General features: G+C 39.3%; 29 protein-coding genes and 2 pseudogenes. 22 read left to right on the top strand and 9 right to left on the bottom strand.

Going from position 1 to position 24836, the window contains the following annotated elements:
- The first annotated feature begins 39 nt into the window (after positions 1-39).
- The 10 genes and pseudogenes from AC5JL8_RS12255 to AC5JL8_RS12210 all read left to right on the top strand — a co-directional run bounded on the left by AC5JL8_RS12255 (position 40) and on the right by AC5JL8_RS12210 (position 4893).
- Positions 40-237: an ABC-three component system middle component 6 gene (locus AC5JL8_RS12255; protein WP_495880051.1), complete on the top strand. Its 198-nt coding sequence runs from the start codon at positions 40-42 to the stop codon at positions 235-237.
- Entirely contained in the window at positions 237-1988 is a 1752-nt protein-coding gene (locus AC5JL8_RS12250) for an ABC-three component system protein (protein ID WP_495880050.1), read from the top strand. The genes AC5JL8_RS12255 and AC5JL8_RS12250 overlap by 1 nt, the downstream gene beginning before the upstream one ends.
- 140 nt (positions 1989-2128) lie before the next feature.
- Positions 2129-2485, top strand: a complete 357-nt coding sequence (locus AC5JL8_RS12245; RefSeq protein WP_495880049.1) for a ribbon-helix-helix domain-containing protein — start codon at positions 2129-2131, stop codon at positions 2483-2485.
- A complete protein-coding gene (locus AC5JL8_RS12240; RefSeq protein WP_495880048.1) occupies positions 2482-2883 on the top strand; it encodes a type II toxin-antitoxin system VapC family toxin in 402 nt (133 codons plus the stop codon). Before AC5JL8_RS12245 ends, AC5JL8_RS12240 begins: the two co-directional genes overlap by 4 nt.
- Positions 2884-2941: 58 nt before the next feature.
- A complete protein-coding gene (locus tag AC5JL8_RS12235) occupies positions 2942-3160 on the top strand; it encodes a hypothetical protein (protein WP_495880047.1) in 219 nt (72 codons plus the stop codon).
- 32 nt (positions 3161-3192) lie between these two features.
- A pseudogene (locus AC5JL8_RS12230) lies at positions 3193-3567 on the top strand (type II toxin-antitoxin system RelE family toxin); the annotation flags it as partial.
- 116 nt (positions 3568-3683) lie between these two features.
- Positions 3684-3902 carry a type II toxin-antitoxin system HicB family antitoxin gene (locus AC5JL8_RS12225; protein ID WP_495880046.1) on the top strand — a complete coding sequence of 73 codons (219 nt, stop codon included), beginning with the start codon at positions 3684-3686 and terminating at the stop codon, positions 3900-3902.
- Positions 3903-4082, top strand: coding sequence for a type II toxin-antitoxin system HicA family toxin (locus AC5JL8_RS12220; RefSeq protein ID WP_495880045.1), 180 nt, complete (start codon positions 3903-3905; stop codon positions 4080-4082).
- Positions 4083-4417: 335 nt separating this feature from the next.
- Entirely contained in the window at positions 4418-4636 is a 219-nt protein-coding gene (locus tag AC5JL8_RS12215) for a hypothetical protein (RefSeq protein WP_495880044.1), read from the top strand.
- Entirely contained in the window at positions 4633-4893 is a 261-nt protein-coding gene (locus tag AC5JL8_RS12210) for a type II toxin-antitoxin system RelE family toxin (protein WP_495880043.1), read from the top strand. Before AC5JL8_RS12215 ends, AC5JL8_RS12210 begins: the two co-directional genes overlap by 4 nt.
- Before the next feature lie 165 nt (positions 4894-5058).
- Here AC5JL8_RS12210 and AC5JL8_RS12205 read toward each other — a convergent pair whose 3' ends face one another.
- Positions 5059-5487 (bottom strand): hypothetical protein, encoded by a 429-nt coding sequence (locus tag AC5JL8_RS12205; protein ID WP_495880042.1) that lies wholly within the window; start codon positions 5485-5487, stop codon positions 5059-5061.
- 48 nt (positions 5488-5535) lie between these two features.
- On the opposite strand from AC5JL8_RS12205, the gene AC5JL8_RS12200 reads away from it, so the two are divergent.
- The 4 genes from AC5JL8_RS12200 to mltA all read left to right on the top strand — a co-directional run bounded on the left by AC5JL8_RS12200 (position 5536) and on the right by mltA (position 8487).
- Entirely contained in the window at positions 5536-5766 is a 231-nt protein-coding gene (locus AC5JL8_RS12200; protein WP_495880041.1) for a hypothetical protein, read from the top strand.
- A gap of 278 nt (positions 5767-6044) precedes the next feature.
- Positions 6045-6437, top strand: a complete 393-nt coding sequence (locus AC5JL8_RS12195; protein ID WP_495880040.1) for a hypothetical protein — start codon at positions 6045-6047, stop codon at positions 6435-6437.
- 535 nt (positions 6438-6972) lie between these two features.
- A complete protein-coding gene (locus AC5JL8_RS12190; protein WP_495880039.1) occupies positions 6973-7227 on the top strand; it encodes a hypothetical protein in 255 nt (84 codons plus the stop codon).
- 3 nt (positions 7228-7230) lie between these two features.
- On the top strand, positions 7231-8487 hold the full coding sequence (mltA, locus tag AC5JL8_RS12185; protein WP_495880055.1) for a murein transglycosylase A: 1257 nt from the start codon (positions 7231-7233) through the stop codon (positions 8485-8487).
- Positions 8488-8678: 191 nt separating this feature from the next.
- On the opposite strand, the gene AC5JL8_RS12180 is transcribed toward mltA, so the two are convergent.
- Positions 8679-9548 carry a DUF5895 domain-containing protein gene (locus AC5JL8_RS12180; protein ID WP_495880038.1) on the bottom strand — a complete coding sequence of 290 codons (870 nt, stop codon included), beginning with the start codon at positions 9546-9548 and terminating at the stop codon, positions 8679-8681.
- 275 nt (positions 9549-9823) lie between these two features.
- Positions 9824-10312, bottom strand: coding sequence for a hypothetical protein (locus tag AC5JL8_RS12175; protein ID WP_495880037.1), 489 nt, complete (start codon positions 10310-10312; stop codon positions 9824-9826).
- 162 nt (positions 10313-10474) lie between these two features.
- On the opposite strand from AC5JL8_RS12175, the gene AC5JL8_RS12170 reads away from it, so the two are divergent.
- Positions 10475-12409 carry a protein kinase domain-containing protein gene (locus AC5JL8_RS12170; RefSeq protein WP_495880036.1) on the top strand — a complete coding sequence of 645 codons (1935 nt, stop codon included), beginning with the start codon at positions 10475-10477 and terminating at the stop codon, positions 12407-12409.
- A gap of 57 nt (positions 12410-12466) precedes the next feature.
- Here AC5JL8_RS12170 and AC5JL8_RS12165 read toward each other — a convergent pair whose 3' ends face one another.
- Positions 12467-12937 (bottom strand): GNAT family N-acetyltransferase, encoded by a 471-nt coding sequence (locus tag AC5JL8_RS12165; protein ID WP_495880035.1) that lies wholly within the window; start codon positions 12935-12937, stop codon positions 12467-12469.
- Positions 12938-13003: 66 nt separating this feature from the next.
- Between AC5JL8_RS12165 and AC5JL8_RS12160 the strand changes: the two genes are divergently transcribed.
- The 4 genes and pseudogenes from AC5JL8_RS12160 to AC5JL8_RS12145 all read left to right on the top strand — a co-directional run bounded on the left by AC5JL8_RS12160 (position 13004) and on the right by AC5JL8_RS12145 (position 16413).
- Complete coding sequence (locus tag AC5JL8_RS12160; protein WP_495880034.1) at positions 13004-13126, top strand: hypothetical protein; 123 nt, start codon at positions 13004-13006, stop codon at positions 13124-13126.
- 186 nt (positions 13127-13312) lie between these two features.
- Positions 13313-13541: pseudogene (locus AC5JL8_RS12155) on the top strand (Mo-dependent nitrogenase C-terminal domain-containing protein); the annotation flags it as partial.
- A 328-nt stretch (positions 13542-13869) separates the two neighbouring features.
- On the top strand, positions 13870-14325 hold the full coding sequence (locus tag AC5JL8_RS12150) for a DUF1392 domain-containing protein (RefSeq protein WP_495880033.1): 456 nt from the start codon (positions 13870-13872) through the stop codon (positions 14323-14325).
- Between the two features lie 414 nt (positions 14326-14739).
- On the top strand, positions 14740-16413 hold the full coding sequence (locus AC5JL8_RS12145) for an adenylate/guanylate cyclase domain-containing protein (RefSeq protein WP_495880032.1): 1674 nt from the start codon (positions 14740-14742) through the stop codon (positions 16411-16413).
- 525 nt (positions 16414-16938) lie between these two features.
- On the opposite strand, the gene AC5JL8_RS12140 is transcribed toward AC5JL8_RS12145, so the two are convergent.
- The 4 genes from AC5JL8_RS12140 to ndhL form a co-directional block, all read right to left on the bottom strand.
- A complete protein-coding gene (locus AC5JL8_RS12140; protein WP_495880031.1) occupies positions 16939-17568 on the bottom strand; it encodes a coiled-coil domain-containing protein in 630 nt (209 codons plus the stop codon).
- Between the two features lie 258 nt (positions 17569-17826).
- Positions 17827-18633 carry a tryptophan synthase subunit alpha gene (gene trpA / locus AC5JL8_RS12135; protein ID WP_495880030.1) on the bottom strand — a complete coding sequence of 269 codons (807 nt, stop codon included), beginning with the start codon at positions 18631-18633 and terminating at the stop codon, positions 17827-17829.
- 71 nt (positions 18634-18704) lie between these two features.
- Positions 18705-19016, bottom strand: a complete 312-nt coding sequence (locus AC5JL8_RS12130) for a DUF3007 family protein (protein WP_495880029.1) — start codon at positions 19014-19016, stop codon at positions 18705-18707.
- Positions 19017-19040: 24 nt separating this feature from the next.
- A complete protein-coding gene (ndhL, locus tag AC5JL8_RS12125; protein WP_495880028.1) occupies positions 19041-19253 on the bottom strand; it encodes an NAD(P)H-quinone oxidoreductase subunit L in 213 nt (70 codons plus the stop codon).
- Between the two features lie 1104 nt (positions 19254-20357).
- Here ndhL and AC5JL8_RS12120 point away from each other — a divergent pair.
- Both AC5JL8_RS12120 and AC5JL8_RS12115 read left to right on the top strand, forming a co-directional pair.
- The gene (locus tag AC5JL8_RS12120; RefSeq protein ID WP_495880027.1) at positions 20358-21128 is read left to right on the top strand and encodes a DUF1963 domain-containing protein; all 771 of its coding nucleotides are present in this window, start codon (positions 20358-20360) and stop codon (positions 21126-21128) included.
- A 220-nt stretch (positions 21129-21348) separates the two neighbouring features.
- Positions 21349-22686: a Sll1247 family protein gene (locus tag AC5JL8_RS12115; RefSeq protein ID WP_495880026.1), complete on the top strand. Its 1338-nt coding sequence runs from the start codon at positions 21349-21351 to the stop codon at positions 22684-22686.
- A 48-nt stretch (positions 22687-22734) separates the two neighbouring features.
- Here the strand turns inward: AC5JL8_RS12115 and AC5JL8_RS12110 are convergent, their stop codons facing one another.
- The gene (locus AC5JL8_RS12110; RefSeq protein ID WP_495880025.1) at positions 22735-23658 is read right to left on the bottom strand and encodes a lysylphosphatidylglycerol synthase domain-containing protein; all 924 of its coding nucleotides are present in this window, start codon (positions 23656-23658) and stop codon (positions 22735-22737) included.
- 587 nt (positions 23659-24245) lie between these two features.
- Between AC5JL8_RS12110 and AC5JL8_RS12105 the strand changes: the two genes are divergently transcribed.
- Complete coding sequence (locus AC5JL8_RS12105; RefSeq protein WP_495880024.1) at positions 24246-24812, top strand: DUF6658 family protein; 567 nt, start codon at positions 24246-24248, stop codon at positions 24810-24812.
- Positions 24813-24836 lie beyond the last annotated feature (24 nt).

The raw sequence follows: 24836 nt of genomic DNA, 5'->3' as shown, positions 1-24836 counted from the left end.
ATTAAAAATAAAGGCAATGTAAAGTATATTGCAGCTTAAATGCCGATTAGCTTATTGGGGGTAGGTGCTAAAATATTAGAACAATTGTACCAACCAAGAACAGTTTCATCACTTTGGAGTGCTGTTGCTACCATGCCAGAAGTTGCCACATTTGAACGTTTTGTTTTAACTCTTGATCTCCTATACGCTATAGGAGCAATTGAGATGAATGCAGGATTACTTCATAGGTGTCACTGATGATTCATGCTGTTCGTTGTAATCGTGCATCATTCAAAACGGTAGAGTTTAGACCTGGCTTTAACGTAGTTTTAGCAGATCGCACAGAAGACTCTGGCAGAAGAGATTCTCGTAATGGATTGGGTAAATCTACTCTCATTGAAATTATTCACTTTTGTCTTGGAGGCACTATTCCAACTGCCAAAGGGCTTGGTTCTAGAACTCTTCGTGGTTGGGCTTTTAGTTTAGAGCTTACACTTGCAAATCAAGTTATCACTGTTACAAGAAATACTGACGATAGGACTCAGGTACTAATTGATGGAGATACTGCTAACTGGCCTATTCAGCCAAGAGAACAAGAAGATCAAAAAGTTCTCAGTTTGGAAGACTGGAAGGCTGTTTTGGGAAATCTAACATTTGGATTAACCATTGATAATGAAGCTAAGAAATATAAACCTACTTTTAGAGGACTAATTTCTTATTTTATCCGTCGTGGAAGAGACGCATTTTCTACACCATTCGAGCATCATCCAAAGCAACCTGGATGGGATAAGCAAGTTAATAATGCTTTTTTATTAGGTCTTGCTTGGGAAGAGGCAAGAGACCTACAACTTTTAAAGGATAAACAGAAATTAATAGCAGATATTAAAAAACTTAAAAAAGATACAGAAGCTGGAGTAGCAATTGGAATTTTTGGTTCTCTAGGTGAATTGGAAGCTTTAAAAGTGCAGGTAGAAGCACAACTACGTGAAAGAAAAGAAACTCTTAACAATTTTCGGGTAGCCCCCCAATACCATGAATTAGAAGCAACGGTTAACCGTTTAACCTCACAAATTCACGAAGCAACGAATAAAAATATTATTGAACAGAAATTACTGGAGTTTTATCAATCCAGTCTTGACTCAGAGGATGAACCAAGACCGGAAGACGTTGTTCGTATCTATGAAAATGCTGGTATTGAATTACCAGGTTTAGTAATTAGAAGACTGGAAGAAGTAGAAACATTTCATAGCCGACTTATAGAGAATCGTCGGGAGTTTCTAGCAAGTGAAATTAAACGTCTTGGGAGGGAAATAGCTTATAGACAAAGTTTTATTAGAGACAAAACTGAAGACCGTGCTGAACTTTTGGAAGTCTTAAAGACGCATGGTGCTTTAGAAGAATACACAATGCTACAAGAACTTTATCTTGATAATGTAGCTAATCTTAATGAGATTAATAAACGCATCGAAGAATTAAAACAATTTGAGGAGGAAAAAAGTACCTTAAAAATTGAAAAAGAACAGTTACTACAACGCGCACGCCGCGACTATGGAGAAAGGAATGAGCAAGCAGAACGTGCTATTAATTTATTCAGCAATAATTCTCGATTCCTTTACGACGTACCAGGAACACTTGTTATTGATGTAGGAAGCAATGGCTTTAATTTCCGAGTAGAAATTAGACGTGATGGTAGCGAAGGTATCGATAAGATGAAAATATTTTGTTATGACTTAATGTTAGCGCAACTTTGGTCAGAGCGTGACCCTTCACCGCGTATATTAATTCATGACAGCACAATTTTTGATGGTGTAGATGAGAGACAAGTAGCTCTTGCTTTACAACTAGCTGATAGAGAGTCAAGGAGGCTTGGTTTTCAATATATCTGTACTTTAAATTCAGATATGGTTCCACGCTCAGAGTTAGGACTTGATTTTAATTTTGATTCTTTTGTGAGACTTCGCCTTACAGATGAGAATGAGGAGGGAGGGCTATTAGGCATTAGCTTTTAGGCAAGAATGTATACTGAAATATTCCGTTACCGAACTGTATATATTTAAGTCGGACTGTAAGCGATCGCAAGTATATGCCGTGAACTATTTCGTTAACATTTGCGAATATAATATATGTAAATTCCTGTAAGGATAACAGCATGAATGATATTAACGGTATAGTTCGTTTGAACCTAGATTTATCACCAGAACTTAATCAAATATTAGAAGAACTGGCAACAAAAATTGGCACAAGTAAAAGTGATGTTGTACGTCAGGCTATAACATTGATGCAAGTCATGGTTACAGCTAAAGAAGAAACCAAAAAGTTAGGAATCCCAGAAGCAAACCAACTGATAGCGAATGAGATCATTTTTTCATCTGAGCAGCCAAAAACACATCCACTAGATACATTTATGGAAAGGTTTGGCCCGTGGGAAGATGAACGGACTGCTGAGGAAATAGTCAAAGAGATTTATGATAGCCGTACTATTTCTAACCGTGACATTAGTCTATGACTTATTTGCTTGATACCGATACTTGTATTTATTGGATAAAAGATATTAATTCAGTCAGAACTAAAGTTAGGCAAATAGGATGGGAGCAAATTTATATTTGCAGTATTACAGTTGCTGAGTTATATTTTGGTGCTTATAATTCTCAACGAATAGTGGAAAATTTAGCTCGTGCAGAAGACTTTATTCAAAATTTACCCGTTGTACCTTTAACTACCCCTGCTCTCAAAAAATTTGGAGAATTAAAAGCAGAACTCCGCAGACTAGGACAACCAATTACTGAGTTTGACTTACTAATTGCTAGTGTTGCGTTGACAGAAAATTATATTTTAGTAACTAACAACACTCGTCATTACAGTCGTATCACCGGGTTACAACTAGAGAACTGGACTTTCCCTTAAAAACAATGATTACGCATAAACTAAAATTGGTAAATAAGGCTTCTATCAAATTACCACTATGCAAGTTAACGATCTCACCGTTGATGAATTTAAAGCATTGATTCGAGAAACTGTTAGAGAGACCATAGAAGAACTTCTCGCAGACCCAGATGAAAATCAAACAGTCAAGGAAAATTTTAAACAAGAACTATTAGCAATCCAGCAGCGCAGAGAAGCAGGTTCTAGAGGTATTCCCGCAGCAGAGGTTATGCAAAGACTGGGTTTAGGGAACGGATGAATTACTGAGTTGAGTAAGAACCAGAAGCGCTAGCTGACCTAGAAAAGTTGGCAAAACCTGTCTGTGAAAGAATTGTTAACAAAATTAATTGGCTGGCTGAAAATTTCGACCAGATTACACCGCAACCCCTCACTGCTAACTTATCAGGTTTTTTTAAACTTAGAGTTGGAGATTATCGAGTCATTTACGAGTTTGACTCTGAGAAAAAAACTATTTTTAAGGTGCTTCAACAAGAGACGCAGAAGCTAGAACAAGAGGATTTATCAATTGAATCAACACAAGCAAACCATCCACCACAAGCTTTTTTAGAAACCTTTGGAAGCTGGAAAGACACACGCACAGCAGAAGAAATTATTGATGATATATATTCAAGTCGGACTGTAAGCGATCGCAATTATACTGGATGAACTATTTATAAGATAATTTGAGAAAGTGCGTAGACGAGCAGTAGCTTGTCGTTAGACATCACCCTCTTGAGGGTTATATTTATTTTAGAAACTCAACCATACAAGCTTAATTTATTATGAAATTTCAGGTAATTTTTACATTTGATAAAGAATACGAAGGTTATGTCGCTGAAGTTCCTGAACTTCCAGGCTGTGTGAGTGAAGGTAAAACATTGGATGAGGCAATTGAAAATATTAAAGATGCAATTACAGGATATCTTCATGTACAAGCTAAACATGGTAAACCTTATATTGCTAAAGAAACACAAATTTTTATCAGAGAAGTTGTAGTATAAATGGGACGTTTATCAAATATCTCCGGTAAGGAAGCTGTCAAAATTTTTGAAAAGTTTGGTTATGTATTAGATCATCAAACTGGAAGCCACATGATACTTTGGCATGAATTTAAACCAATCTTATCAATTCCTAATCATCAAGAGTTAGCGCCAGGTTTACTTAGGAGTTTGATTCGATAGGCAGAAATTACAGTTGATGAATTTCTTGCAAACAGATGAACTCAAAATTTTCAGAGTTATTCCAGATAAAATCTGAAATGCCATAATATTTATTTTGTATGAAGTACAAGACCACGGGTTTGAGGCAGGAGGCAGAAGACAGGAGGAATCAGAAGAATTTCTTTTTTTGAGTTCTTTATTGTGTACCTTATTTAGTTGCAAACTGCTGTATAAATTTTTCTGCCTACCTACTTACCTTTAACTTCTCATCAATTATTACCTATAGACTAATAACTTCTCATCGATGATTACGCATAGACTAAAATTGTACATAAGTCCTATATCAAATTACCACTATGCAAGTTAACGATCTCACCGTTGATGAATTTAAAGCATTGATTCGAGAAACTGTTAGAGAGACCATAGAAGAACTTCTCGCAGACCCAGATGAAAATCAAACAGTCAAGGAAAATTTTAAGCAAGAACTATTAGCAATTCAGCAGCGCAGAGAAGCAGGTTCTAAAGGTATTCCCGCAGCAGAGGTTATGCAAAGGCTGGGTTTAGGGAACGGATGATTTACTTAGTTGAGTATGAACCAGAAGCGCTAGCTGATCTAGAAAAGTTGACAAAAGCTGTCTGTGAAAGAATTGTGAACAAGATTAATTGGCTGGCTGAAAATTTCGACCAGATTACACCGCAACCCCTCACAGCTGACTTATCCGGTTTTTATAAACTAAGAATTGGAGATTATAGGGTTATTTACGAGTTTGATACTGAGAAAAAAACTATTTTTATTGATCGAGTTGGACATCGGAGAGAAATTTACAACTGAAATTGTGTCCTGTATTTTGAGCCAAATGCCAAGTATTAAAATATTGACGTGTGACCAAAACATCACTGCATCGAGTTTGGTTACTATTGTTTGGTAATTATTTCGATGAATTAAGCGATCGCTCTTTCACGACAGGCGATCGCTTTATGATGTAGATATTCAATACTAATTCTTGGCTCGTCCGTTAGTTGGCTCCTTGATAATTGCAGTTGGGGCGGGTTGAGCGTTGGGAACCTCTACAGCTGGAGGAACTTGCAAAGTCAGTTTTTGATTACCCCGCTTGCGATTAGAACCACCTGCTTTAGAATATTCCATGCTGTTTTTACCATAGACAGTTGCAACTCCACTCAGCATCCGTTCAGACAGTTCTGAGAGTGCTTTGTCCATCTGGGTTACTGTTTTACGCGATTCTTCAAGATTAGATAAAAGCGTATTATGGGCTTCCACAACAGCACGTGTATTATCAATTAGGCGAGTATAGGCTTCAATCGTTAATCCATGCCCTAAATCCAGATTCTCATTAATGGATTTTAGCAAGGCAAGGCGACGTTGGGCTTTATCTACAGCAGCAGAACCGCGAGTTGTCACAGTCATCGGAGATACTCCTTGAATCATTCTTTTTCAAGATAGTGGAGTGCCTTGATGACTGAGATGAGTAGTTTTGTTGATTTAATTACTCGCATAATTGCGACTATATCTGTGTTTTTACTCGTCTGTCTGCGTCTATTAATTGTTTCAAGATTAACGCAATTAGCAATTGTAGTCTCCGAAATAGCAATTGTAGTATCAAAAACAGCAATTATAGCCTCCGAAATGGCAATTGTAGTATCAAAAACAGCAATTATAGCCTCCGAAATAGCAATTGTAGTATAAAAAACAGCAATTGTAGTCTCCGAAATAGCAATTGTAGTATCAAAAACAGCAATTGTAGTTTCCGAAATGGCAATTGTAGTCTCCGAAATGGCAATTATGGATTTGGATGATAGACGTAATAAACCTTATGGAGAGTGCTACTACGATTTTCCGAAATTGGCAACCCAAGTATGTTAGTAATTAAATTTGCTTCTGGTAGCCGTAACTTCATTTCTTCAGCATTCGGTTCCAGTAAGATTTAAGCATAAAGGCTATGCGAGAAAATCTTTTAACAACACATGGCAGAAAAAAAATTAGAAGCTTTAATAGCTAAAACTGTCAAAAAAGTGATCAAAAAAGAAATAGGGAAGCTCAAAAAAGATAATTTAGAAATTGTATCCAATCAGAATAATAATACATTAGACAGTTTTGTCGCTGATGTTGATACTTGGGAAGATAAAGACAATACAAAAGAAATTATTGATGATATATATACCAGTCGTTACGTTAGTTTAGCGTCAAAAGAAGATGCAGAGCTTGAGCGTAAGTTGCGAGAACTCAAGTTTAAACAAGAACTTAGAAAAGATTGGATATCATTTCTTTTGAAAGAAGTAATAGTATATTCGGCTACTGTTATCTTTATCTTTACTGTCGCTGGCTTTTATCTATTCACTTTGATTTATAAGCATTAAGTTCCTTATTATACCCTGCAAGTAGCGTTATACTTATGATAAGTATATAGTAAATATTTTTCTATCAGGGAGTTTAACTCTTCTATTTGCAAGTTTTCTGGGAATTTATAAATATGGTTGGGCTTTCTTCAAAGCGAACTTAATGCCATTAGTGGGATGCAATCAGTTAGTGCTGCACCAATAGAGTCCGCAAAAGCGGATTTTTTATTGGAATATAAGCAAACTCAGTAACTTCATTATTCTTTATAAAGATTTTCTAAAAATATGGTCTACTAAAACTACCAAGCTATACATTCAGCCCTAGCTTGTAATATTAATTTTTTTTTGCTAAAACAATTTCCGGGAACTGTGCCCTGGTAAGCAACCGTCATAGGCGAAAGTAAAAGTTAAAGTCCAGAATTTAGGAGTAGTGGGTGATAAGTTATTAATTCAAAACTCTGCCGAACAGCTTTCTCTGCTCCCGTATACTTCCCCTTTCCATTCTGGGGTTTGGTAGTTAACAATGGGTTGAATGTGTTTCAAATGATTCAACCATATGCCTAGAACACCGAATGAATACGCTGTACACTTGCTACTGGAAAGTGGTCATCGGGAAGAAGTACGTTTTCCTACTATTCAAGAGTTTCAGAAGTGGTACAGCGGCGAACTTGTGCCGAAGTCTGCCTCTAATGACTTTATCAGTGTGCCGATCAAGAACATTCAAGGGGAGTACATGGTAGTACGCCCATCTCGGATTGTAGCCATCCGCGTAGAACCAGTTTTTAGCTCTAGTGTTGAAAGATACGATTAAATGATGAGAAAAACCCTTGCTTTGCTTTCCTTAAGTCTAGGAATTGCTTCTGTAAATACGCTCTATCCCTCTATTGCTCAGGTTCCTAATTTAGCACCGCCAGTACAGAATAATCCTGGGATACCTTTGCCAGTACCACCAATCAACCCTGAGCAACAACTGCCACTTAAACTTACTGACTTAGGAAGCGGTTGTACCCCTAGCTATGCTTGTTTGGGTTGGGATGAGCAAATTTGGGGTAGCAGGGGTAAACGCGGCGATCGCCAAGCACTATTAGCAGCCATTGATCACAGTTTACGTTACCTGCAAAAGAATGCAGCGATCGCCGTTTATCAACAATATCCAATTAAAGACATTACGCTGGATCGGGTACGTCGGAGCTTGGTGCGCTTCCGTCAGTTGGTTGTTCAATCTAAGTCACCAGCACAACTGCAAGCTGCTGTCCGCCGAGAGTTTGACTTTTATAAGTCAGTGGGTAACGATGGCCAAGGTAGTGTTAAATTTACCTCTTACTACGAGCCAATTTATACTGCCAGCCGTGTACCTACTTCAGTATATAAATATCCTCTTTATCGCTTACCAGCAGACTTTGACAAATGGGCTAAACCTCATCCAAAACGCATTGATTTGGAAGGGAAAGATGGTTTGTTGGGGAATAAAAGCCAGCTGCACGGTTTAGAACTGCTATGGTTCCGCGATCGCCTAGACGCATACATGGTACATATCCAAGGTTCCGCCCAAATTCAGTTAACTAATGGTAAAAAAACGTCTGTTGGTTATGCAGGTGGAACTGATTATCCTTGGACTAGTATCGGCAAAGAACTGGCAAAAGACGGCAAGCTGCCACTAGAATCATTAACACTGCCACGTTTAATTAGTTATTTTCGACAATCTCCCCAGGAGTTAAATAATTATTTACCGCGCTGGGAACGATTTGTTTTCTTCAAGGAAACCAGTGGTACACCAGCCACAGGTAGTATTCATGTGCCAGTCACAGCAGAACGTTCTATTGCTACAGATAAATCTCTCATGCCTCCAGGAGCGCTAGCGCTAGTTTATACTTCTATTCCCTATCCTACTAAAGCTGGTAGCTTAGAATATCGTAAGGTGAGCCGCTTTGTGCTTGATCAAGATACAGGTAGTGCTATCAAAGGGCCTGGAAGGGTAGATTATTTCATGGGAACTGGTAAATTAGCAGGCGATCGCGCTGGTGTGATGGGCGGCAATGGTTCACTATATTATTTACTGCTCAAAGAATAAATATTAGAGATTGGGCATTGGGCATTGGATGAAGAGGACAAGGAGCATGGGGGATGGGGGACAAGGAGCAAGATTTAATCATAGTTCTTTCCCCTTGTCCCCTTTGTCCCCTTTGTCCCCTTTGTCCCCTTTGTCCCCTTTGTCCCCGTGTCCCCTTGTCCCCTCGTACCCCAGTCCCCAGTACCTAATCCCTAGTAAGGCGGATAACCGAAATCATCTTCATCAGCGTAAACATAAGATTTGGAAACCCCTGCCATTTCCATTTTTGGTGTTTCTACTTTCACAGGTTCCTTACCAAAGTCTTTGTATTCTTCAAAAGCCTTGCAGATTATTGTAGATTCCGGTGAATCAGAAGCGATCAAAAATTGCGTTAACGTCCCAACAGTCGGATGTCTGTAATCTACAGTTGAAGCTACTAGAACTGTATTAGGTTCAATGCCTCTTTCTTCACACTCAATTATGGGAGAAAAAATCCCGTGAGCATGGAATAGTGGCCCTTTGGGGGTTACAGGTTGCTTTCTATACGCAGCATAAGCTTTTTCTAATTCCGCAACAAAACCACTGGTAACTTTGCCTTGTTGAAACTCACAGTAAGTTTTGCTGAAACTTGCGCCTGCTGCACCATTAAGAGTTAATTGCAGTGGTGTTTCATGTAGAAACTTTTTATTTTCTCCTACTAAGAAAATTAAATAGCGAGTAAAAGTCTTAAATTTTAGTTTGTCTGCTAAAAAAGCATCATAATTTTCTTTAAGTGTACCTAGTTTTAGGCCGCTTTCTCGGTCTTTGACAGACAATGGCCCCCGACGCACTATAACCAGGTGAGGAGTACTAGTTATAAATACAGTTTCAACTCCAGAACTAAATTCATGCTCCACCTGCTGCCAATTATCATCCGGCTGAAAACCTACAGCTTGGGCATTGTCCAACTTAATTGCCAAACCGTAAGACTGGATACCATCTGTGCCATACCGAGGATTAATCATCTGACACCAGGGAATGACTTGAGAAGGCGGTGCATTAAATTTTTCGTCCTCAAAGTCGAACTTAGCAGATGCTTTCATCGTTTTAGGCTATCGAAGTGTTGTGCTAAACAAGTTTATCAGTATGGAGACTGGGACTGGATAGAGTATTGTTTCTAGAGGTAATTTCTTAGACTTCATCTCAATTCCTAGCCGTTACTAATACTAACGTACTGCTAACAGATTATACCAATTCACAGAAAAGATTGCGGACTTGTTTAGCGTTTGTTGTAAGATAACCCCAGCCCTTAAGGGCTGGGGTTTGTTTGTATAGCTACAGGCTTTTGGCTTGTGAGCATTTCATCCTCTAGGCGTTCTCACCCCTCAGATAACCTAGCAAATACCTGCCCAACTAACTCCTTGGTTTTATCTTCCAAACGCTGCCAATCGACTTCCCCCATTTCATCAATTAAACTAGTATCAATATCAGCTGCTTCAACATCTGGACTGTAATCAAGAAAACATACTTGATAACACAGTTCCCACAGATCTATACTTACTTGCTGCTCTTGACGCTGCAAACGCAGATGATATCCTGGATGGGGCATTGGTAGATGAGCAAGAGTTTCTCTGATTTCATCTGCTTGTTCTGGTGTAGCAGTTTCCATCTCTTGCAACAGCTGAGTCACAATCGCTTTCGTTTCATTAGTGGTATTAGCGGGCCAAATCAATACATCATGGTAAGTTCCTACCCACGCAGACACATCTAGGTGCTTGCGAATGTTATCGACCACGCGGATGAAAGCAGGTTGCATGAGCAGTTCAGCCTGCTGCCACGCAATTGAGTTGTTTATTTTAGGTGGCATTGGTAATCAAAAAAGATGCTGAAAAAAAATTAACAATTTGCGTTTATTAAAAAACTGCATTTTTAGTTCAAATCTTTTCTCAAGATAGCGGATTTCATGGAGAAAAATTTGGAGATATTAATTACCATCTGCAAAATTGGGTGTTAACACTGGGGAGGGAATATGATCGGCAAGCTATTAGACAATCGTTATCAAGTAATTAGAGTCCTTGCCACGGGGGGATTTGGTCAAACTTATATTGCTCAAGATACTAGGCGTCCAGGCAACCCTATGTGCGTTGTTAAGCACCTAAAACCTACGAGTTCTGATCCGAGAGTTTTTGACACTGCTAAGCGTCTATTTCATAGTGAAGCTGAAACCTTAGAAAGGCTGGGTCACCACGATCAAATCCCCAGGCTGTTGGCTTACTTTGACGAAAATCAAGAGTTCTATTTAGTACAAGAGTTTATTGAAGGAAATACCTTAAATGAGGAGCTTTTACCTGGTAAACGTTGGACTGAAAGCCAAGTAAACCAGCTGTTACAAGAAGTACTAAGTATACTCGAATTTGTGCATAGCCAAAGCGTGATTCACCGCGACATCAAGCCAGATAACATCATCCGTCGCACTGCCGACAATAAATTAGTTTTAGTTGATTTTGGGGCTGTGAAACAATTGCGATCGCAATTAGTGACAGCCGGGACACAACCCACTGCCACAGTAGTTATTGGTACTCCCGGCTATATGCCAACAGAACAAGGACAAGGCAAACCCCGCCCCAATAGTGATATTTATTCTTTAGGCATCATTGCCATTCAAGCGCTTACGGGAGTACCTGCAACGGCATTGCAAGAAGACCCCAATACTGGCGAAATCATCTGGCAGCATTTAGCTTCGGTGAACTCTCGATTGGCAGAAGTCTTGAGCAAGATGGTGCGTTATCACTTTAAAGACCGTTATCAAAGTGCAGCAGAGGCCCTGCAAGCCTGTAGAGAGGCCATGAATCCCGTTGCTATAGCTTCTAAGCTACAAGAATCTCGCAGAAATTCCAGTTATCAACCGATCAAAACTTCATCTCAAAGTTCTCGGCAACAAACGATCGCAGTTGCACCCGCGAACCCAGTTATTGTCACACCTCCCCGTCAAGACTCTAACAAACCCGACCCATTACCCCTAATAATTGGAATATTATTAGCAGGTGGTGCTGCTGCCTTAGTAACAAATGTTTATCCAAATATAAAAAATTTAGCTGCTAATTTAACAGGTAATGATACAGCTTCAGCCAACAAATGTTTAGCTGTTGTAGTAGGCAATTCTAATATCCGTTCTGAACCTAGTTCAATCAATTCCGATAACATCGTACAAACAGTTCCCAATGATACTAAGTTCGAGGTTACTGGCAAGCGCACAAAACGGGGTTGGATAGAAGTTAAACGTAACTCTGGACGTTTGGCTTGGGCACACTCGGATGTGATAGACAATAATGAACAATGGGTTTCTTGTCTACGAGACAAAGGTATTGCAATTAAAACAGTAGATGATAATACTCTGATTTCTACTCGACCGCTTCCGAAGCCAAAACCTAGACCTAGCAATGTAACAACTCCATTGCCTAATAAATCAGAACCATTCACTTCTGAACCCTTCACTTCTGAGTCTGAAACACCAAATCAATCACAATCTGGCGATGACAGGGAGAAGGTTGTAGAACAAGCAAAAAAGAAGTATGAATCAGGAGATTTGCAAGGAGCGATCGCCCTGCTAAAATCTATTTCTGGCAGTGCTTCATCTGGTATTAAAGAAACTGCTGCTATGATTGCCCAATGGCAGCAAGATTGGGCTAAAGCAGATGCTCTATTCAATGACATCAATACAGCACTTGAACAAGGTCAATGGGATAAAGTTTTGGATTATCAAAAACATCCTGAAAAGTTACCTAATATTAAATACTGGCAAGATAAATTACAACCATTATTCCAAAAAGCTGCCGAAAATGTCGCCAAGCAGGGACTCTCTCAATTAGAGAACTATACTAATCAAAATAATCAGCAAAAGCAATTGCCTAATTCTAATAAACCAAATAATCCAGATAATTCTAATTCCTCAGAAGCTCCATAAAAAACAGTCGATAATATTTATTGTTCCTTGTGGTAAAGTCTGGGGAAATTTAATTTATCAACCTGAAATCAAAAACTTTTCCATTGCGTAATTAACAAAATGTTCCCCCCTACGTTCTACCTGTTGTTCATTGATTATTTGGAATCCCATATGCAAGAAAAAGGATTTGGCGGTAATGCTTGCTTCGGTGTATAAGTGATTAATTCCTAATTCATAAGCTTTTGCCTCAATTGCAGAGTAAATCTTACTTCCAATACCCATTCTTTGATAATTTTTATGGCAGTAGAAGCAGTTTATGTGTCCGCTCAACTCTAACTCGCCGAAACCTGCAATTACACCATCATCATCAGCGACATAAGTGAATTGTTCCGAACCAAGCTCTGCCCAGTCTCTAAAATAGATATTGTCTGGTGCCCATGCTTTGACCTGATTGCTTGAGTAGTCACGAATGTTAATTTCACGTACTGTTTCGTGGAATAACTGCGCTATTTGAGCCGCATCTTGCTGATGAAACAATCGTATTTTCATAAAAAGCTCCACTAGCTCACTATTTAGAACAATTTTTAATTGTGCGGGATACAGATGGGAAGTTTTATGGTAAGTGATGCAACACAGCTTGTTTGGGTGCTTTCTGCACAATTGGCCGCTACCGTAGATACACTGACTGTTGCTCTTAAAAGTTCTTGGTCAAACTTGGCTACCTGTTCTGCTTCCTAAGCAATTTTACTGATGTTTAGAATTGACTTTCCCAATTTGGGAAAATAGTCTCGTAGTTATACGATGTTTTTCTCTGAGGATAGTTGTAATTTTAAAGGAGGAACAGATTTGAAGGAGATTTGAATTATGAACGTATTAAATAAAGCCCATTTGAATAATAATTTGTTAGACCAGATTTGATATCAGCTTGAGGTAGTAGAAATACATAATTATAATCTTGCCAAATTATTGTGCAAAATAATCCCCTCCCATTGCCCTTTTGAAAGAACTGTTACAATCAATGGTCGCACTCTTTTTCACATTCCGCCTTTGTGTAAATTAAACCCCCCTTTATGAACGGGTGGTTAGCCTTCGCTTTAAGGGTTTATTGTATTTAGTAGATGAATGTGGTGAAGATGCAACAAAATATTGTTAAATATAAAGTTACATCAATAAAAAAAATGATTTGGAAATATTTTTGCTAAGAACAATATTGTATGATTATTATCTGTTCTGAAACAGCCTGAAAGTGCAAATATTGTCTGGCAGAGGGTTGAGTATTAGTATAATCAGAAAGAATAAAATTGGATTTCTATATAATAGTCAAGAATTTGATATAGCAATCCTAAATCATTAGAACTGGATGTAGGGAAAAACAAACAAAAGAATTGAAACGGTATTAGGCAAGGTTAAGAATTTAAATTAGATTTCGGATCTCACGAGTCTAAGCAAGTTTTTGTCTAAAAGTAGAGCCGTAAAGCATTATGATTAACGAGATTACACTTTTGGAATCCTGCTGGCATATTTCTCCTGCTTGGGGTCAAGCTATGCCTCCATTAGCAGTTCAGATGCTAGAAAAAGTTTTTCTATCAAGCTCCGATTTGTCAGGCTACTGCTGTGGTGTTCACTGGGAAGGGCAGGAATGGGTTTATGCAATTGTTTGCCATGGTAAAATACTTTACTTGTCTTCTAAAGAATTTTATTCAAGAAATATATTCAAAAACGCTGCTGTTCCTACTTCGGCTTTTCAATTAGGGGATATGGTTGAAGTTGATTTTAGCCAACAACCAACACGTCGTATTATTCAAGGGATTTTTCGCCTCAAAAGCAATTGGCTTTACGGTGTGGACTGGTGTTCCCCAATTTTGGAAGAAGCGGCATTGACTCAAAGCCGACTCATCTGGCTTGCTGATGTTGATTTAGTAAGAGTGCGGGTATAAGCATCGTCAGCCCCTTCTCTGCGAGAGGCTACACGAACGGGGAATTCAAAATTAGAGACCCTACAAATGAATCTTGTAGCGTGAATAATTTTGCTTTGCATTTTTTATTCTATATAAATAAATTTAGGCGACTCAATCCTTTTGCCTCTCGGTCAAAAAACTACGGCCAACGGGCAGGATGCTTCAATTTCCATATGCGTTGTTCACTTGCTTATGAAAGTGATGTTTTCAGACTCGTGCCACCTTTATTAACTATCCCCACCTGAATCTTTACCAATTTCATCTAAATCTTTACCAATTCCGAAATGACAAGGGGGACGGTGAAATTTATACTATGTCATGGTCATGACCGTGGATTTTTTGTTTAATTCAGCACGGCAATTGTCAACTCAGGTGGAAAGGTGAGGGCGGAAAATGTCTTATTTAATCTACGCTCCCAAAACTCCTCAAGAAAGAGCTCATCAGTTGATGTTTGGGCTTAACACTATCGGACGATCCAGCGATAACACGATCGTGATTATGGATGAAAGCTTATCCCGTTACCATGCAGAAATTACAATTGCCCATAATCGGATTACTATCAAAGATCTGCAAAGCCTCAATCACACTTTCGTCAATGAGGTCAAAATTGATCAATGCGAACTCAAGGACGGAGACGTAATTTATTGTGGCAACGTCGAGTTTAAATTTATTCAAAAAATCAAAGCCACACCCAAAGCTTCTTCTAGCACTAGTTACGAGCCTGAATTTGTAGAAGAACAAGACTATCAGATATCCATCCCTGAGACAATCGTCAAACAATTTTCCACTGAGCAGAGTAGTTTCAAAATGCAGGACTTACTGGATTCTCCAGGGAAAGGAGATTCACTGCTCAGACTAGGACATCGGGGTAGTAATCAACGCACAGTAGACAAGTTGAAAATCTTGCTAGAGGTGAGCAAACAGCTTGCCTCTCCTGAGGAACCTGATCGACTGTTAGAGAAAATTCTCGATCTGCTATTCGAGATTATGAATATAGACCGAGCAGTAATCCTGATGGTCAATGAAAGAACTAGGCAGCTTGAGCATAAGGCAGTTAAGTTGCGACCGGGAATTTCCAGTAGCAGTCAATTCTACAGTAAGAATATTACCAATTATGTTTATAAAAATGGAAATGCAATTTTAACTACTGATGCCTGCCTCGACCAGCGGTTTAATGATTCAGATTCTATCTTTGTACAAGCTATTCGTGCTTCAATGTGCATTCCTCTCAAACCTAGAGAAGAGGTGATTGGGGTACTATACGTTGATAATTTATCCATCTCGGATATTTATTCTGACGAAGATGTGGAGTTTCTGACTGCTTTAGCTAACCAAGCTGCGATCGCTATTGACAACGCCAATCTTTACAAAAAAATCCAAGCCGAAGCAGTCATGCGTAATAAACTGGAGCGTTTCTTTCCCGAAGCGGTTAGGAAAAAGCTCCAGGAAGAAGTAAACTTGGCGATCGTAGATACAGAAGTAACAGCCCTGTTTGCCGATATCAGCAATTTCACGAAAATGTCTTCCTCCATGCAGCCGCGTCAAGTAATTACGATGCTGAATGAGTACTTCGAGGTCATGGTAGAGGAGATTGTCTTTCGATATGAAGGCACGTTGGAGAAATATATTGGGGATGCCTTATTCGCTGTTTGGGGCGCTCCTTATCAAAAGACAGATGATGCGGAGCGAGCCATACAAGCAGCGATTGATATGCAGTGGGCAGTACTACAGCTAAATCAAAAGTGGGTGCAGCAGGGTAAGCAACCGATTCAAATTCATATTGGACTTAACACCGGAAAAGTTGCAGCAGGCAACATCGGCTCAGAGAAACTTATTCAGTACGCTACCATTGGTGATACAACAAATGTGACCAGTAGAATATGCAACGTTGCCCAGGCTGGAGAGATAGTGATATCTCAAACCACCTTTGAGCGACTCAAGACTATGAGTTTGCCTTTTGAAAAAATGCCCCTTGTTCAAGTTAAAGGTCAAGAACAGCCCTTACAACTTTATCGTCTCCTCTGGAATCTATTGCCATCAAAGCTTGGTCAAGTTGGAGAGTTGTAGATGTAGCTCCTTCAAAGTAGTGAAAGCTAAGGTGTGTTTTAAAATCAAAGCCATTGGCTGGAAGGATAACCTGCCTTTAAAATGTGCGGTTGCACTAGTTGATTTGATCGCCTGCATCCTTGCTACTTTTGGTCTGAATTAGAAATTTCTCCATTGCGTAATTAACAAAAGTCTCTCCCCTACGTTCCACCTGTTGTTCACTAATGATTTTGAACCCCATGTGTAAGAAAAAGGGCTTGGCGGTAATACTTGCTTGAGCGATGGGATTTTTTTTTATTTGGAAAGTTCCTATGATGCTGTTCCCTAGTTTCTCACAACAAAAAATGCCGTCCGCTGTAAACTGCGGACGGCTGCTCAATAATAAATAACTTGGTTAATTAACCATACTCACCTCTGTTTGTGTCCCTCTTTGGAACCTAGATGTGAGTCTGTTGTTAATTTTCTTTTAGTATTTGTGGTTATTTTGTAATCAATACCAACAAATTTACATTCAGTTGCTAATTTTACTCACAACTATTTTTGCTTTTAGTGCATTTCGTCGTATTCTGGGGTTTCCATTCGTCTTGCTTCTACGCGAGGGGGCAAAAACTCAGCGCGACGTACAGGAACCAACGGCGGTGTTTGACCTTGGTAGGGGTGAATCACCTGTACAGTACGGGCAGGACGCTGCCGTGGTGAAAACAAAGCCAATATTCCAGCAACTACAACGCCACCGCCGACAGTAAGCGTCACGCCTCCCACTAGCCAAAGGATAGGTGAAGACCACCAAGTATTTTGTGGCTGTAAAGTTGTTCTTTGGTTGTTTTGGGCGAATAGCTGTTGCTGCTGTTGCTGGCTTTGAAATTGCCATTGGAGTTGATTATTTTGAACTCTCAGCTGTTCGTTATCGGTTTTTAAACGCTCTAACTGCGCTTTGAGCGATTCCATCTCTACTCTCTGGTCAGGATTGGGAGCAGTAGGCGGTTGATTAGGATATATTGGTTGCCCATACGGATATTGCACTGCTGGCGGCATTACCTGCGGTGTTACTACAGCAGGCATTTGTGGGGTTACAGCGAAGTTAGGTTGTACAGAATTACCTGCCCCCTTGAGCAATAAGAGAGCGGCCAGCCCAGCTACGGCTACTCCGCCGATAAATGCCATACTCTCACTCATCGCCTTTGCCCCTCAACTGCGACGGAACCATAATTAATTGTGACTGACTCACTCTCACACTCATAATTTAGTGCCTACTTCACTTCACATAATACTCAACTATAAGCGACCATCTCAGCTAGCTTTTTTACAGCATCATATCTGCTGTTAATATTCAAGACTATATATGTCAAATTGTCTATCAATCAAAGGTAAAAAAACTACACTGTTATATATTTTTAATCTACTTTTCCAGTCTCATCAAGATGAGTATTTGTACTATTCACCCTCTGCCCGGATGGCTGCCTTGAGACTTTGACAAAATTGGGCGATCGCAGTTAATCCTTCCTCTGGTGTTCCTTCTGCTAAACGTTTCACAAAAGCGCTACCGACAATCGCGGCATCTGCTCCCCAATCTTTTACTTGACGGGCTTGTGAGACTTGGGAAATGCCGAAGCCTACACCAATTGGCTTATCAGTAAAACTACGAATTTGTTGTAGTAAATCAGATACCCGCGACTCTAGTTGCGAGCGGATACCCGTTACACCCGTGACACTTACCAAATAGATAAATCCTTGGGATGAACGAGCGATCGCTTCTATACGTTCGGCAGAACTGGTAGGAGCTACTAACAAAGTTAAGTCAATTCCGATCTCACTAGCTGGTTGGAGTAAGCCACCAGCTTCTTCTAAGGGTAAATCAGGTACTACCAAACCCGCCACCCCAGCAGCAGCAATTTGCTGAAGAAATTTTTCTACCCCTCGGTGCAAAATCGGATTGTAGTAAGTAAATAGACTAATGGGCGATCGCAAACTGGGAGTAGTTGCTTGTAACATTTCCAGCACATGATCCAATGTCGTTCCTCGTTGCAGAGCGCGCGTAGCAGCTGCTTGAATCACTGGGCCATCCGCCAGAGGATCGGAGTAGGGAACGCCTAGTTCGATGATGTCTGCTCCACTGCGATCCAAAACTCGCAATGCTGCTGCTGTTGTTTCTAAATCGGGATCACCAGCAGTAATAAACGGAATCAGAGCGCACTCTCGATTACGTCCAAGGGTTTCAAAGCAGTGGGAAATAGCAGTCATTGCTCAAGAGTCAATAGTCAGGTATCAGTTGTCAATAGTAACAAACAACGGACACCTGACTAATTATTGCTCTAAGCCTGAGTTTGTTTTTCTTGTTCTATCTCAGCTTGAATTTTCGCTAGCTCTTCGGGAGTAAGTTCGTCCAGCCGCTTTTGGAAAAAGGCTTCTTCATACTCTTCCCGCTGTTGATGGTAGGTCATTTTTTGCCCTACCGCACGGACAACATAGGTGGCTAACCAGCCAAGCAAGCCACTGACTAGCAATACTTGGCTCCATATACCAGCTTGTTGATTATCTAAACCTACTAGCTGCAATCCTATATAAGCTAGACCGCCAGCAATAAAAACACCAAAGCCAATTCCTATAGCGTCAATGCGTCGCATGAGAGTTATGACCTACCAATCTCGTTAAACTTCAATTTGTCGCCGCTGGGGTCGGAAATTCACAAACGGCGATAAAACCAATAACCCTGGAAAAAAGAAGAACACCAGAAAGTACATAAAGGTGCGCTCCACGGAGCTAGCCACATACCACCGCTGCTTCAAGTACAGTAGAACAGCCACTGGAATGACTAATAAATAAGCTCCAGCCAAAATCAGATACAGCAGGGCTACAATCATAATTCTTTCTCTAAGTGGACAAGATCGTTCGGTACATCTATTTTCCATCATAGGCTGAATGCCTAGACTCAGGAAAGTATTGCGATCGCGCTTTTTTATTACTGCATGATAATTTCGCATCTATGCTCTGAAAGTTTGGCGAACAAAGTACACACATAAAAATCTTAAACAGCCTTGAGTTAAGAATTTTATCTATCATTGTTTGGGGATTGGGAAGAGAACGTACCCAGTAACCAGGAATAGAGCGCGTTGCAATCTCTGTAAATATCCAAACCCCACACGAGGCAGCCGAAATTGTGCAATGCGTGCCACATGAAAGCTCAGATTATGATATATTGACTAAGCCCTAACCAAATAAATGCTCTTGTCACGCCAAATTGGGGATGCCCATATATGCGGCGACAAAAGGGGAAATTCTAACTCTGGGAAACGCTCTCAGGATATTGTTGCAATAGCAGCAATTTTTTGTGTAGCAACCAGACAAGCAAAATTGCTTTTTGTGGACAAAATTTTGAAATCTAGTTGCACAAAAGACGCAATTAATGCTGGAATAGATAAGGAGGTATTCGCTGCCTCTAAAAAATACCTAGCTCCTAATAAAAATTAGGGGGTGTGGCGGAATGGTAGACGCTACGGACTTAGAAAACTGAGCCTTGATAGAGAAATCTTTCAAGTGGAAGCTCTCAAACTCAGGGAAACCTAAATCTGGTAACAGACATGGCAATCCTGAGCCAAGCCCAAAAATTTTAGGTTTTAGATTTTAGATTTGCGATTGCGCTTCAATCCAGAATCTAAGATTAAAATCAAAAATTAAGGGAAGGTGCAGAGACCCGACGGGAGCTACCCTAACGTTAAGTCGAGGGTAAAGGGAGAGTCCAATTCTCAAAGCCTAGAGTTGCTAAAGCTATCAGGCAGTAGCGAAAGCTGCGGGAGAATGAAAATCCGTTGACCGTAAAAGGTCGTGTGGGTTCAAGTCCCTCCACCCCCATTAAAAAAACTCAAAACTAAAATACCCTAGTACATCAGTACTAGGGTAAATTGTATTATTGCCACTGAGCCAAGTTAGGTTTTGCTTAACTAAAATCTTGCACCTTAGGAGTTCATGTGGAAATCAAAGAGATTCTAGAACAACTAGCACCTTGGCGCGATGCCCAAAAGCGTTTGGCTTGGAAACCAATTGTAGAGGAAGGAGATAGAGGAATTACTGCCTCTAAATTTTCTGGAGTGCCTTGGTTAGCTGAAAATGAATCATATCCTCGCTGTGGGGATTGTCAGGCACTTATGCCGCTATTTTTGCAGCTCGATTTAAGTAAAATCCCAGCAGAATTAGTCGGTCGATTTGGTAACGGACTGCTGCAAATGTTTTACTGTACGGACTGTGGCAGCTATATGCCATTGGAAAATAATAAGCTGGTTCGCATTGTACAACCAAGTGGCAACGCTCAATCTTTGCAACCTGACGCTCATCCTTCCTTTCCGGCGAAGACGATAGTGGGATGGACGCAACTGGATGACTATCCTAACTCACAGGAGTATGAAGAACTGGGCTTGATTTTCGATTATGATTTTTCAGCTAACACAATACACATTGAGTGCCCATCAGTGGGATTAGTCATTGAAAATTTATCAATGGATGATGCGCTGGAAGCAGAAGAAGTATATACCGTGCCAGGTGATAAGCTAGCAGGTTATCCTTACTGGATTCAAGGCATCGAGTATCCTTACTGTCCTGAATGTAATCGTAGGATGGAGGTTGTGTTTCAGATTGACTCTGAAGATAATTTACCCTATATGTTTGGCGATGTAGGTTGTGGACATATTACCCAGTGTCCGCAACATAAAGAAATTCTCACTTTTGGTTGGGCTTGTTCGTGAGTATGTGTCTTTAACACATGAGGTTGGAATTTTTAGAGTTTGGTAAAGTTAAAACATTAATAGCAAGTAGCCTTTTTATTATTTTTCCTGTTTTAGTGGGATTTTAACAAATTTCTGTAAAAAACTTACTTAATTTTTGCAGAGTAGATTGATGCTCTAGTTTCCCAAGGTTAAGCTGATAACAATATAATTAGCAAGCTTTTGGGACTTGAGAACTGACATGGCAATTCATAAGTTAAAAAGTGGGCAAAAGCATCAGGAAAGTGAGAAAGGTAACATAACTAAAGATATTACGCTACAAATTGCTCAGGAAAGACTCTACAGCTTCTTGATAGAAATCGTACAACAATGGTCGCCGGAGGATGTTTTACTTGAATTTAAGCTGTTATTTCTAGATCTTACTGACTCAGAGAACCTGGGTAAAAACACAGGAATATATAATATTTCTTTCTTAAAAAAAGAGCAAGATTTCTTACAGACGGTCAAACGTTGTTTTTATATAATAGTTAACAATTGGGAAGCTCAGAGAAAATATCAAGATATTCAAAAATTAATCAATTTATTTGATAATTATAAAAATTTAACAAAATTAATAAATTCAAATATTAGTATTCAGCAGAATTGGCTCAAAAACTTTGTTTGCAGTGAAACTTATCAAGGGCTAAAGTCAGTAGCTTCTAAATATCAACATCAGGTACAGAAACAAGCAGCACAAAAAGATTGGGCTAATCGTTACACTTCATATTCATTGGTTGCTCAAGCTTTTGATGTTAACAGACCGAAAGAGCAACAAGAGGTTGCTAGAAAGCTTTCTAAACAAATGAAAGACAAATTTAAGTTTGAATTAGCAATGTACATTGCTCGTTCTCAGTCTGCTACTTCAAGTTCAACGCGCTACAAAAATCCCAGTGTTTTAGGAGATAATGTTATAAATTTAATTAAATTAATCGTAGTTAAAAAAGGCACTTTTAACTATGAAAATATTGCTAATATATTTATTAAACAAATCGAAAATCAAACTCTAAGAGATTTTAAAGTAAGTATCCAAAAATATTTATTTTCTGCTGGAGATAGTAAAAACTTAGTAAGCATAGTCAAACAGCAGCTAGCTGATAAGCTATCCACGTGGAAGGAAGAGTACGATGAAGAGATCATAAACAAGAACTTAATTCTGAGGTTCTGTAACTACTTAATTGATTGCCTAACAATAGAACATGGAAAGGAACCCTCACAATTATTTATTGTATTGCTGTCTCATGGCAATCCGCTAACATTAGTTATTATATTATTAAAAATTATTCTTATTTGTAGAAATGCACGCAGTCATTTAGAAGTTCGCATTGCCCATCTGATTAGTTTTTACGAAAATTATCCAGAAAACGAATGCAAGTGGTTTATTAATTTCCTAGAATTTTTTAATATTACTTTTGCAATTTACGCAGAAAATGTAGAATACAACTTAATTAAGATGCAAGAAGACAATTCTATGTATCAATCTGAGTTAAATTTGGATGCTTATCGTGTGTTTTCGCAATTGAAGAAAGATACACCAAAATAGTTCTTTGCTTAAGTTCTTTCATTTGGGGAACATCAGAGAACTTAAAACTTAGGATTGAGCCAAGCGTTCGTCAAAGAAAGCTAAGGCAGCACCAGCGGTTTCAGCGATAATACTAATTAGACGATACAGGGCGATCGCACTAATTACTAAGCCAGCAGGAAGATGATGTTGTAAAAGCGCGATGGCTGTTGCTTCAAACACGCCTAACCCACCAGGCGCACCCGGAACAATAAACCCTAACAACCAAGCGAAACTAAAAGCCCCTACTAATAAAGGAATTTGACTCACACTTATAGGGCCTAGAGCAAATATAGTTAAGATAAACCCCATAGCACGCAGCCCCAAAAAGCCTAATTCTCCTAACAAAGGCCTTAAGGGATAGCGTTCAATGTTTAAATTAATAGTTGACTTTGCATTGGCATCAAACTTTTTTGCTTTCAATCTGTGTACAAACTGAATAGCTGGGTTCAAAAACCAGGGATGGAGAGCAAAAAGTACCACAGCTAAACATAGCAATTGTAATAATCGCCACACAAGGCTGGTATGAGCAGCCGTAAATTGTGTACCGAATAGGACGACAATAATCAAAGCCGCCGCCGCCATTAGAAGTGGTTCCAATACTACGCTTAAAGTGGCTGCGCCAGCAGAAACTTTAGCATTTGTTGCGGCGACAATTCGCCCGTAGTGATGCCAAACATTACCTGGTAAATACTTGGCTATGTTTGTTTTTAAGTAAACTTGGATGAACACAGAAGTTTCTACAGATTGATTTAACTCTTGCAAAACCCAAGTCCAAATCCAACCTGCCCAAGTATGCGCCAGTAAAGTTACACCTGTGGCGATCGCCAGAATTGCCCATCCTACTCCATCAATCTGGATATCTGTTACCTCAACCCAGTGTTCCTTCAAAGCTTTTGCTAAAAAAAATAGCGTTCCGCCTAAAATTACCCAGCCTAAGATTTTCTTGAACATTTCAGTAATTTAACGGTTAAATATTTGATGTTTTAATACCTCAATTTTTGCGTCAGATTAGCTAGATAACGAATTTTTTCAAAAAATATACTAGACAAGTTAAATATTTTATGTAATTATTTTTACATTTCAATTTAATGTAATTAATAAATTTTTTTCATTAATAAAAAAAGTTTTGTGTTAAAGACGCGGTTTCTACACAGCTAAGGCTGAAGATTTTATAGTATATCGATATATTGGCATCTATGATTATATGTATGTATTTAATATTATTTAACAAGCCTAATATTAGTAAGCATAAATTGAAGGCTCAATTTACCAGCCAAGACATATACTACCGAAAATAACTTAAATACTGAACAACTTCAAAAGCTAATTAACTTAATTAATATCTCTCTAGAGTTAGATAATAAGGACATTATATTCGTAAATAAAATGTGACCTACGCTAGAGGAAAAGCTTTTTTATAAGTCATATTCTTGATAATTGTTGAACAAAAAATATAGTCAACTAAAACAAGAACAAATCTCGCTGACAAACCAGTAATGTTAAGCGGATAATCGGCTTGTAGTTGCAAGGAGGACTCAGTGAACCGTTTGACAGCTTTATGGAAAAAACTGCGGCTGCGCCAGATTTTAACAGTATTTATGGCCGGTCTATTGTTGATAGTTAGTACTGCTTGTAGCGGGGCAAATGCCCAAGGTGCAAATCCAGAAAATCCTGCTGTACAAGCAGGCGGTGCAAACAATCCTTATAAGGGTGGTGGGGATAAATATACAAAATATAGAATGTCCACCGATCCGAAAGTTACTAACGAAAGCAACCAAAATCAACGTGACCACGCTAGCTTACAGCTAGACTCACAATTATTAATTGCCACAAATACCGAATCCAAAATACTGTACCCAGGTGCGGAAACACCAGCAGGTAGGATTGAAAAAGAAGCGGAATTACCGCTGATCACTGACAAAGATTTCCAACAACCTGAACCAGGTGGTTTGATTCAGCGCGAACCAAGCTTAGGCGATCGCATTCAAGATCGCATTGAAACTGTAAAAGAAAATGTCCAAGAAGCTTCTGGCTTTTTCAAAGAAAAGGCAGATGAGGCAGCTGCTAGACCTGAGTTACAAAGAAATCCAGCAGTAGGCAAATAAAATTCTCATTTTGCCTGTGGATTG

The organism is Mojavia sp., assembly GCF_059505145.1.
Note: the sequence above shows the minus strand (reverse complement) of the source record. Positions and strands in the feature narration are given on the sequence as shown.